At 34.6% G+C, this 11,900-nt stretch carries 9 protein-coding genes; 1 reads left to right on the forward strand and 8 read right to left on the reverse strand.

Features of this window, described 5'->3' with window-relative positions; translation table 11 throughout:
- Positions 1-32 precede the first annotated feature (32 nt).
- Genes ctaF through coxB form a run of 4 tightly spaced genes read right to left on the reverse strand, consistent with a single transcriptional unit; the run spans position 33 to position 3,977 of the window.
- Positions 33-356, reverse strand: a complete 324-nt coding sequence (ctaF, locus tag WKT09_RS13060; RefSeq protein WP_340416452.1) for a cytochrome c oxidase subunit IVB — start codon at positions 354-356, stop codon at positions 33-35.
- A 3-nt stretch (positions 357-359) separates the two neighbouring features.
- A complete protein-coding gene (locus WKT09_RS13065) occupies positions 360-986 on the reverse strand; it encodes a cytochrome (ubi)quinol oxidase subunit III (RefSeq protein WP_340416453.1) in 627 nt (208 codons plus the stop codon).
- 2 nt (positions 987-988) lie between these two features.
- Positions 989-2,857, reverse strand: coding sequence for a cytochrome c oxidase subunit I (gene ctaD / locus WKT09_RS13070; protein WP_340416454.1), 1,869 nt, complete (start codon positions 2,855-2,857; stop codon positions 989-991).
- 52 nt (positions 2,858-2,909) lie between these two features.
- The gene (coxB, locus tag WKT09_RS13075; RefSeq protein ID WP_340416455.1) at positions 2,910-3,977 is read right to left on the reverse strand and encodes a cytochrome c oxidase subunit II; all 1,068 of its coding nucleotides are present in this window, start codon (positions 3,975-3,977) and stop codon (positions 2,910-2,912) included.
- 951 nt (positions 3,978-4,928) lie between these two features.
- Between coxB and WKT09_RS13080 the strand changes: the two genes are divergently transcribed.
- Positions 4,929-5,909, forward strand: a complete 981-nt coding sequence (locus tag WKT09_RS13080; protein ID WP_340416456.1) for a COX15/CtaA family protein — start codon at positions 4,929-4,931, stop codon at positions 5,907-5,909.
- 13 nt (positions 5,910-5,922) lie between these two features.
- Here WKT09_RS13080 and WKT09_RS13085 read toward each other — a convergent pair whose 3' ends face one another.
- The 4 genes from WKT09_RS13085 to WKT09_RS13100 all read right to left on the reverse strand — a co-directional run bounded on the left by WKT09_RS13085 (position 5,923) and on the right by WKT09_RS13100 (position 11,785).
- Complete coding sequence (locus WKT09_RS13085) at positions 5,923-6,606, reverse strand: RluA family pseudouridine synthase (RefSeq protein WP_340416457.1); 684 nt, start codon at positions 6,604-6,606, stop codon at positions 5,923-5,925.
- A gap of 70 nt (positions 6,607-6,676) precedes the next feature.
- Positions 6,677-10,123 (reverse strand): pyruvate carboxylase, encoded by a 3,447-nt coding sequence (gene pyc, locus WKT09_RS13090; protein WP_340416458.1) that lies wholly within the window; start codon positions 10,121-10,123, stop codon positions 6,677-6,679.
- A gap of 39 nt (positions 10,124-10,162) precedes the next feature.
- Positions 10,163-11,287, reverse strand: coding sequence for an FtsW/RodA/SpoVE family cell cycle protein (locus WKT09_RS13095; protein WP_340416459.1), 1,125 nt, complete (start codon positions 11,285-11,287; stop codon positions 10,163-10,165).
- 198 nt (positions 11,288-11,485) lie between these two features.
- Complete coding sequence (locus WKT09_RS13100; RefSeq protein WP_336265846.1) at positions 11,486-11,785, reverse strand: YlaN family protein; 300 nt, start codon at positions 11,783-11,785, stop codon at positions 11,486-11,488.
- Positions 11,786-11,900: the final 115 nt, after the last annotated feature.

Consider the following 11,900-nt stretch of genomic DNA (forward strand, 5'->3'; position numbering starts at 1 on the left):
GCTAGAGAACCAAGTTCTCTAGCTTTTACCTATTACCACCAAGTGATTACTATTAATCCCGCTAGTGTTAAAAATCCTGCCCATACTCCACCATAGATGAAAGTAGCTGGCATTTCATGATCTCTATCTTTTAAATGCATAAAGTAATAAAACTGGAATCCTGCTTGTACGATAGCCATCACAAAAAGGATAGGTAAAATGTACATTCTTTCAATTGTTCCTACTGCTACTAAACCAAAAGAAATTAAAGTAAAAACAATCATCATACTGAAAGAAATTAATTGCTTTTTCATTTCATCTTTACTCTTTTTTCGTCTAAGTAATTCTGCTTGTTCTGTATTTACTTCGTTTGTCATTTATTAACCCACCTTTCCCATTAGGTAAACTACTGTGAAGATGAATACCCAAACAACATCAATGAAGTGCCAGTATAAACTGAATGTGTTGAATTTAGGTGCGTTATATAAGTTTAATCCGCGCTTAGCATTTCGAACTAATAACAGAATTAACCAACAAATACCGAATAATACGTGTCCTCCGTGGAATCCAACTAATGCATAGAACGCTGAACCAAACGCTGATGAACGGAAAGTAAATCCGTAATCTGTGATATAGTGCGCGAACTCGTAGATTTCACAAGCTAAGAACCCAATACCTAATAATCCAGTAATTGCTAACCATAAATACATTTTCTTGAAATCACCGTTACGCATATGAAACATAGCGTACACACTCGTTAATGAACTTGTTAATAATAACATTGTCATTAAAAACACAAGTCCAAGACCGAATAATTCATCTGATGCAGGACCCCCTGCAGTTGAATTTTTCAACGCAAGGTAAGTCCCGAATAAACTTGCAAATAATACTGTTTCCCCACCTAAGAAGAACCATAGCCCAAAGAATTTGTTTTTACCTTCTAGTGTAGCTTTTTCAGGCTCTGCCGGGAGAGTTTCTGGAAATAAGTTGCTATGATCATGACTCATTATTACTTAGCCTCCCCTTCAAGTGCTTTTTGAAGTTCTTCTTTAGGGATATAGTAGCCATAGTCATCTTTCAGTGATCTAACAACCATACATCCGATAGCAAACGCCAATCCTCCGTAAAGCGCTAAATACCATAAGCTTCCTTGACCATCTTGGTAAATAAATCCAAATCCAGCTATGAAGAATCCTAATCCCATTAAGAACGGTAAGATTGAACCATTAGGCATATGAACATCATCTAAAGGTTCTCCTGGAGGTACAGTTCCGTCACCTTCCATTTTTTCAATCCATAACGGGTCTAAACCACGAACTAATGGTAACTGTTCAAAGTTATAATATGGCGGTGGAGATGAAACTGTCCACTCTAATGTACGACCATCCCATGGATCCGCTTCTGCTTTTTCTCCTTTAATTGCCGTATAAATAATATTAAATACGAATATGATAGATCCAACACCCATGAAGAAGGCACCAACTGAACTAATTAAGTTTCCTAATTCTAAACCTTGGTCATGTAAGAATACCCAGTAACGACGAGGCATACCCATTAGACCTAAGAAGTGTTGAATAAAGAATGTTAAATGGAATCCAATAAAGAATAACCAGAATGTCCACTTACCTAATGTCTCATTCAATACACGACCGAACATTTTCGGCCACCAGTAATGTAAACCTGCAAAAATACCAAATACTGAACCACCAACGATTACGTAGTGGAAGTGTCCGATAACAAAATATGTGTCATGATACTGGTAGTCAGCAACTGCTGATCCAAGCATAACACCTGTAACTCCACCAATTGTAAATGATGGGATAAATCCTAGTGCCCATAACATTGCAGAGTTAATCGTTACTTGACCACCCCACATCGTTAATAACCAGTTGAAAATCTTGATTCCTGTCGGTACCGCAATTGCCATTGTACCTACTGCGAAGATTGAGTTAGCAACAGGACCTAGACCAACTGTAAACATATGGTGAGCCCATACCATGAATCCTAAGAACGCGATTAACATCGTCGCGAAAACCATTGCAGTGTATCCGAATAATCTCTTTCTTGAGAAAGTAGAGAAGATATCACTGAATAAACCGAAAAACGGTAAAATTAAGATATAAACTTCTGGGTGTCCGAAAATCCAGAATAAGTGCTGATAAATAATTGTGTTACCACCTAATGCAACGTTAAAGAACGCTGTATCAAACATACGGTCAAACATTAATAAAAATAAGTTGATCGTTAATGGTGGGAATGCGAATAAAATTAAAATACTCGTTACGAATGAAGCCCATGTAAATAATGGCATACGCATATAAGTCATACCTGGTGCACGCATTGTAACAATTGTCGCCAAGAAGTTAATACCTCCCATTAACGTACCTGCACCTGCAATCTGTAACCCTACTACATAGTAATCAACCCCATGTCCTGGTGACTGCATTGCTAATGAAGCATAAGATGTCCAACCAGCATCAGGAGCCCCACCAGTTAAGAAACTGATGTTTAATAAAATTCCCCCGAAGAAGAATAACCAGAAACTAAGTGCGTTCAAAAATGGGAAAGCAACGTCACGTGCTCCTATTTGTAACGGCATAGCGGCGTTCATAAGTCCTATCATCATCGGCATGGCCGCTAAGAAAATCATTGTAGTACCGTGCATCGTAATTACTTCGTTATAGAATCCTGCACTAATAAAGTCGTTTTCAGGTTTAATTAACTGAATACGAATAATTAATGCTTCAATTCCACCTAGGATGAAGAAGAATCCTCCACCTGCTAAGTATAGGTGAGCAATTTTCTTATGGTCAACAGTTGTCATATAATCCCATAAGAATGCGCCAAAGCTTCTTTTACCCATAGCTGCTGTACTCACATTAAATACCTCCTATATTTTAATCTAAGAACTTAAGGTTTATTAAAATAAATTATTTTTCTTTACTTTCTGCTGTAACGTCAGATGGCTTTAATTGTAATAAGTATTCTGCAATTTTGTCAGCTTCATCTTCTGTAACATCAGGATAGTTACCTGTCATTAAGTTTCCAGGCTTTAATGTTTCTGGATCTAAAATCCAGTTTACTAAATTCTCTTTAGTTGGCATTAAATATCCAGCATAACGTGAACGGTCTCCTAAGTTCGTTAAGTCTGGTCCAACTGGTACTGCACCTGCTGAGTAGTTTTGTGTATCTGTTGCGTGACAACTAATACACGCTTTTTCTTCAAACAATTCTTGACCTTCTTGTGCAACTGCATCTAACTCCACTTCTTCAGAGTTAAAGTCTTGCATGTCTGCAACCCATTGCTCATATTCTTCCTCACTTACTACAACAACTTTAAAGTCCATTAGTGAGTGAGAAGGCCCACATAATTCAGCACATTTACCGAAGTACACTCCCTCTTCATATGCTTCTAAATACATTGTATTTACGTTTTCTGGGTTAACGTCTAATTTACCTGATAAACTTGGTACCCAGAATGAGTGTAAAACGTCATTTGTAATTAAATGAACATATACTTTCGTATTTACTGGAATGTATAAATCCTGACTTGTTGAAATTTCTTCATTTTCATAATCGAAATGCCACCAATATTGGTTACCAGTAACATTTACGTTAATATGGTCTTCCTTGTCTGAATCATCTGCTAAGTGGAATGTAGCAAATACAGTTGGAACAGCCATAATAACTACTAAGATAATTGGAATAATCGTCCATACTGCTTCTAATGTTTTGTTTCCTTCTACTTGCTCAGGATTGATAACAGCGTCTCCCTTTTTCTTACGGAATTTAACTAAGACAAATGCATAAATGATAAATACAATAATTAGTACAAATGTCATTATCACCGTCGTTAAAATGATTAAATTCATCGAAACCTCTGCCCCGTACCCTTTAGGTACAAGTGCCGTTAAATTATCTCTTCCACATCCTGAAAGTACAAAGGCTAAAGCACCCAATATTAGAAGGCTCTTTGCTTTCCCTAACCATCCTTTCATGTATGTATACCTCTCTTTCATTAATTTTAAACTGCATTCGGCAAGTGAATTTAGTATATTACTATCATAAACCACGTAAGGCTACAATGCAATATTTCATCTTATACAATTCATTGATTTAATGAATTATCCGGGATGCATTTTAATTTAAATACCTTTGTTCAAAGTTTGTCTCACGAATCAATAAAGTCATTCAGTTAACGTGGTCGATCAAAATGCTTTTTTACATATGGATATATTGTGACATAGGGATTGAAAACACTTTTATCCTTAAGTACATCGTATATTTTTAAACATGTTTAAAACCAATATCCGTTATTACGTTTCATTTTATAATAAACATAAAATTATAGCGAAATATAATGTAATAACATAATATTGAATGAATAATGTTAGTTTATACAATTACTTAATCTTTCATACAGAAAATGAATAAAAGGCTTTATGAATAACATACACGTTATTCATCTGGAAGATCACACTTCTGTTACAAATATATTGCAGCTGCCTCCCTTCAATATTATAAATAAGTAGAATATGGCGAAGAATAAACTACTCTTACATACATATTCTAATCATTCATGCTGTCACTCTCTTTACGATTGTAATGAAAGCATTTTTAGCGAGTATCCACAGTGTATCAACTTTCTCAAACACTTTGTTCTTTAAGTCTTTATATTACTTCCCCCACTTAAGAACATTGGATTTTCGTATGACAACTTCTACATACTATTTTTATCAAATTTCTATATCTTTTGCAAGAATTTGTACTATATCTGTCACTGAATTTTACGTATTTATTCCATTATTGTTACAAATTTATGATAATTGATGAACTTCTTGTTCTAATATGTTTTTTTTAATTGATTTCTTCATGAATATGCTATTATGATAAGTAATGAACAATTTTTTATATCATCTATTATTTTAATATAAAGTGAGGCTATACGTATGTTTAGAACGATTAAATGGTTATCTGTCGTTTCCACGATTGGTATGTTTTTTATTTTACTAGGTGGTGCATTAGTAACCAAAACAGATTCAGGTGCCGGTTGTGGTAGTAGTTGGCCATTATGTAACGGTCAATTATTTCCGAATGTCATCACACCAGAATTAATTATTGAATATAGTCACAGACTTGTTTCAAGCATCATTGGTGTGACAGTTTTATTACTGGCAGTATTTGCTTGGGGGCACTTAGGACACATTCGAGAAGTTAAGTTCTTATCTTTCATCTCTGTGTTTTTCTTAGTTTTACAAGGATTAATTGGAGCTGCAGCAGTTGTTTGGGGACAGTCTGATTTCGTATTAGCGATCCATTTCGGTGTTTCTTTAGTGTCATTTGCTTCTATCTTTTTACTAATGTTACTCATATTCGAAATTGACAATAAGTTAGACGCGGATACTTTGCATATTAAGAAAAAAGATCGGATAGAAATATACTTGTTATCCATTTTTACGATTATCGTAGTATATACAGGCGCATTAGTAAGACATATAAATGCAAACCTCGTTTGTGGTAGTTGGCCATTTTGTGATAATAATGCTCCATTCGCATTTGCCGATTATAATTTCCATCAATGGGTACAAATGGGACACAGATCGTTAGCAGCAATTTTATTTATTTGGACATTCATTTTCTTCATTAAAGTACACAAAAATTACCGTAATAACCGCGTAATGTATTATGGATGGATTATTTCTTTTAGTTTAATTTTATTACAAGTAATTTTTGGAGCTATGATTATCTTTACAGAGTTAAACTTATGGATTGCATTATTCCATGCATTCTTTATTACATGCTATTTCGGTATGTTAAGTTACTTCATGTTATTATCAAACCGTAGTGCACATCAAGAACAAAAAGTAAAAGTAACACAAACAAATAAAAATATTCTTCATATGAAACAAAGTGCAAAAAATGAGGCCTAGGATATTCCTAGCCTCATTTTTTTATATACGACCATTCTGACCAAGGGTATGTTTCTTTTGGAAATGAATGAACCGTTATAACTTGTTTCGTTGTTGGATGTGTCAAAGTTAGTTCATAAGCCCAAAGTGCAATTTGTTCTCCGACTTTATTTACATGCTGACCATATTTTTGATCTCCATATAATGGATGTCCCGTACCATTTAATTGAACTCTTATTTGATGTGGTCGTCCAGTTTCTAATTCAACTTCTAACAACGATAATTTTTTATTCGTTTCTAGCACTTTGTACGTTAAAATCGCTTGTTTCGCACCATGTTTATGTTTCGATACGATGGAAACGATGTTTTTTTTCGTATCTTTCCATAAATAATCGACTAATTTTGCCTCTTTTTGTTTTATTTCTCCACGAACAACCGCTAAATATTTCCGTTCAATTGTTCGTCTACGTAGTTGATCACTAAGTCGCGATGCTGCTTTTGATGTTTTAGCAAAAACAATTGCTCCACCGACTGGACGGTCTAAGCGATGAATTAAACTTAAATATACATTTCCAGGTTTTTCGTCTCGCTGTTTAATGAATTTCTTTAAAATAGTTAATAAATCCTCATCTTTCGTTCGATCTTCTTGTACTGGAATATTGATTGGCTTTTCAACAATTAACAAATGATTGTCTTCATATAAAATTGGTATGTCCATATATCTTCCTCATTTTCTACAAATTAAAGAGGTTAGAACAAATTACATGTTCTAACCTCCATACTATAACTTATTCAAACTCGATTAACAAATCATCTACAGAGATAGCTGTTCCATCATTTACGAAAATACGTTTTACAATTCCTTTAAACGGCGCTTGAATCGTCGTTTCCATCTTCATTGCTTCCGTAATTAATAGATAATCACCTTTCTCTACTTTATCCCCTTCTGAAACTAATGTTTTAATAACAGTTCCAGGCATCGTTGCACCAATTTGTTTCGGATCTTCTTTATCTACTTTTGGAAGTTCCGCAACTTGTGATGTGATGTTCTTATCTTTTAAAATAATTTCACGAGATTGACCATTTAATTCAAAGTAAATGACACGTGTACCGTCAGAACGTGGCTCTGAAATTGATGCTAGACGGATAAATAACGTCTTTCCTTTTTCAATTTCAACTTCGATTTCTTCTCCTAACCGCATTCCATAAAAATATGTTGGTGTATCTAATACAGACACATCAGCAAATTCTTCTCTAAAGTTCGCAAATGTCGTAAATACATCAGGGTATAGTACATATGCTAATACATCATGGTTAGATACTTCAAAACCTAACTTTTTCGATAATTCTTCATGTGTCTTTTTAAAATCAACTGGCTCTAATAACTGCCCTGGTCGAACGTCGATTTTTTCCCGACCTTTTAAAATTATTTTTTGAAGTTTTTCCGGGAAGCCACCATATGGTTGACCAATATTCCCTTGGAAAAATTCAATAACCGATTGAGGGAAGTCCATAAACTCTCCACGTTCATAAACCTCTTCTTCTGTTAAATTGTTTTGAACCATAAATAATGCCATATCACCAACAATTTTAGAAGATGGTGTTACTTTTACGATATCACCAAACATATGGTTCACCGTGTTGAACATTGTTTTCACTTCATCCCAGCGCTCTTCCAGTCCTACAGCTTTTGCTTGTTGCTGTAAGTTACTGTACTGTCCTCCAGGCATTTCATGAGTATATACTTCTGTATGTGGCGCATTCATTCCACTTTCAAAATCTTCATAATATGCTCGTACACTTTCCCAATACGTAGACAATGTTTCATAATGATCGATACTCATTTTCGGTTGTTTATCTGTACCGTCTAATGCATGATATAACGACTGTGCACTCGGTTGAGATGTAGAACCAGCCATTGATCCAACCGCTACATCTACAACATCTACCCCAGCATCGATTGCTCTAGCATACATGAATGCACCATTTCCACTCGTATCATGTGTATGAAGATGAACTGGAATATCAATTACTTCTTTTAAATTTGTAATTAATTGATATGCGGCTTCAGGTTTTAATAAACCAGCCATATCTTTAATTCCTAATACGTGTGCTCCGGCAGCTTCCAGTTCTTTCGCTAATTTCATGTAATAAGATAAATCATATTTTTTATTCCCTTTATCTAATACATTTCCTGTGTAACAAATAGATGCTTCCGCAATTTTATTATTTGCTCGTACTGCTTCAATCGCAGGAACCATTCCTTCAAACCAGTTTAAGCTATCAAAAATTCGGAATACATCAATTCCAGATTGTGCACTTTCTTTCACAAATTCTTCAATTACATTATCTGGATAGTTTTTATACCCAACAGCATTACTAGCACGAAGCAACATTTGGAATAAAACATTTGGAATACGTTCACGTAATTTACGCAATCGAATCCATGGATCTTCACGTAAGAAACGGTATGCTACGTCAAATGTTGCTCCTCCCCACATTTCTAGGGAGAATAAATCAGGTAATAATTTTGCTGTCGGCTCTGCAATGTCAATCAAATCTTTTGAACGAATTCTCGTCGCAAGTAATGATTGATGCGCATCTCTAAACGTCGTATCTGTAAGTAATGTTTGTTTTTCATTTTTCAGCCAATTTGATACATATTCTGGTCCATGTTCATCCAGCAGTTGTTTTGTTCCTTTTTGAAGTGTTATATCATCTACTACTGGTTTATGTAATGGTGAAAATATAGGCTTCTGTTTTTTCGGGACACCATCCACACCATTGATTGTCATATCTGCTATATATGTTAATAATTTCGTTCCACGGTCTAATCTCGGTTCGAAATCAAATAATTCTGGTGTTTCATCGATAAAGTTTGTATCGTATTCCCCTTTTAAAAACTGTTTATGTCTAACAACATTTTTCAAAAATGGAATATTTGTTTTTATTCCGCGAATTCTAAATTCTCTTAAGTTACGTTCCATTTTTTGTGCAGCTTGCTCAAATGTTAAAGCCCATGTTGACACTTTCACTAATAATGAATCATAGTATGGTGATACAATTGCACCTTGATAACAGTTTCCAGCATCTAATCTTACACCAAATCCGCCACCAGAACGATAAACCATAATTCTTCCTGTATCAGGCATAAAGTCGTTTAACGGGTCCTCTGTTGTGACGCGTGACTGAATCGCATAACCATTCGTGCGAATCTCTTCCTGTTTCGGAATACCAACTGCGGGATCGTATAAACTAAGACCTTCAGCAACTTTAATTTGTGTATGTACAATATCGATTCCAGTAATCATTTCTGTAATCGTATGTTCTACTTGAATTCGTGGGTTTACTTCAATAAAGTAGAATTCATCTCCAGTTACTAAAAATTCAACCGTACCAGCATTCACATACTTTACATTTTCTGATAATTTTACAGCTGCTTCACAAATTTCTTCACGTAATTTATCTGATAAAGATAAACTCGGTGCAATTTCTACTACTTTTTGGTGCCTTCTTTGAATAGAACAATCTCGTTCAAATAAATGGACAACGTTTTCATATTGGTCCCCAATAATTTGTACTTCAATATGTTTTGGATTTTCTATAAATTTCTCTACATAAATTTCGTCATTTCCAAATGCTGTTTTCGCTTCAGAACGAGCTCGGTCATATGCTTCTGCTAATTCACCTTTATGCTGAACGATTCGCATTCCACGTCCACCACCACCGAGTGAAGCTTTAATAATAATTGGATAACCTGCTTCTTCTGCAAATTTTTCTACTTCTGAGATGGATAATACAGGTCCATCTGTCCCTGGAATAATCGGTAAACCTGCATTGATTGCTTGTTGCTTCGCCTTTACTTTATCTCCAAACATATCTAAATGTTCACTAGTCGGACCAATAAAAATAATTCCTTCTTCTTCACATCGTCTAGCAAACTCAATGTTTTCAGACAATAAACCATATCCAGGGTGAATTGCATCAACATTTGTGTTTTTTGCTATCGTAATGATTCCTTCAATGTCTAGATAAGCGTCAATTGGACTTTTATCTTCACCAATTAAATAAGACTCATCTGCTTTATAACGATGAAGGGAACTTGCATCCTCTTTTGAATAAATAGCGACGGTACGAATATCTAATTCTGTACATGCTCTAAATATTCTTATCGCTATTTCTCCACGGTTTGCAGCCAAAATTTTGTTGATTTTCCTATCTTGAACTACTGTCATCCTTCTCTTCCTTTCCTAACTATATATTTATATAAGTACCTAATTTGTTATGTCTTCATATCCATTAACTGTTTTAGCAATGTTATTTAATATTCCCATCGCAATCATACATGTCAATAAAGATGAACCTCCATAACTAATAAAAGGTAATGGTACACCAGTAATCGGTAAGATTCCACTTATAGAACCTAAATTAACAAATGCCTGAATCGATATAAGTGAAGTGATTCCTATTGCAAGTAAAGATCCAAAGCCATCCTTACACTTCGTAGCAATCATCACACCTTTGACAACAATTGTGATAAACAATCCCATCACAATCACAATACCAAAAACACCTAGCTCCTCAGCAATTATTGCCATAATAAAGTCCGTATGTGCTCCATATAAATAACCAAGTTTCTGTATACTTTGTCCTAATCCTTGTCCTAAAAGATCTCCGCCTCCAATTGCTACATACGATTGGATTAGCTGGAAACCTGAATCACTTGCATCTGTAAAAGGGTCATATGCTCCTTTAAAGCGTTCGATTCTTGTCGGTGTGACAAAACCAGAGAAATATATAATTGGCGTTAAAATAATCGCCAGTACTCCTCCAATAAAACCTAAATATTTCAATTTAACCCCTGCGGACAACGAAAGCACTATTACGACAAAAACAATAATCGAAGCTGTCCCTATATCTGGTTGTAAAATAATTAAAAAAATTAAAAAGCCTGATAAAATTAAAGGCGGTAACACACTATCAACAAAGTTATCAATCCGGTTTTGTTTTTTTGAATAAATAAAAGCTAAGTATATAATAATTGCTAGTTTAACAAATTCCGCTGGTTGTAGGTTAAAGCCAAACAATGAAACAGCTCGGACTGCATTGTTGACACTTTCCCCAAAGAAGAGTACTGCAAGTAAACCTACGACACTACCAATTAAAATGATCGGCATCAATCTTATGTAATTTTTGTACGGAAAAATCGATACAAATAAAAAAACCACTACTGATAAACAAAACCATATTAATTGACGTTTTAAATAAAAAGAACTATCCAATCCTTGAACGACTGCAATTAGCATGCTCGCACTATATACCATAACAACTCCAAATCCTGCAAGCAAAATAGGAGTGATCATTAACACAAAATCAAAATCTTTTAAAAGCTTACGCACATCAAACACTCCAAACCATAGTAATGACTTATAACATACATTAAATTATATAATATGTATCGTTCAATTGCTAGGACGATAGAGCCTTTTAAGTATTTAGAATACATGAAATTTTCCGATATAACAATCAACAAGAATATCGTTCACAAAATGTTCACAATTTGTCTAAATAAAAAACTTTGCTATAAACGCAAAGTTTTAACCATTTTTCTTAAATGGAATTGTGTTTTGTGCCGCCTCATGTAATAGGTTTGATTTGTGCTCTAAATTATCTAATAACTCTCTACCTTGTTCCTCTGTAATAAGCGATAATCTAACAGCAAAATCAATTTCCCTCGATAATCCAAACATCTGTGTATCAAGCACTTCTTCATATAGTGGACATTGAGGTGTCATCAAGTTATCTATTTGTACTTCAATTAGCCTTAATATTTTATCTGCATCTTCTTTTAATACTTCCAATGCTTTCTTACGTTGGTCTGCCGTTATTTGCGACATGGATTTCGTCCCTCCGCATCCATTGTTCACGATATTTTATAACATAGGTAATCATCTACCTCTAGAGTTAATATTATCGTTATATAAGATAAATTGCAAACACTTAATGTTATTT

This window comes from Pseudogracilibacillus sp. ICA-222130 (genome assembly GCF_037892545.1).
Taxonomy (GTDB): Bacteria; Bacillota; Bacilli; order Bacillales; family Amphibacillaceae; genus Pseudogracilibacillus.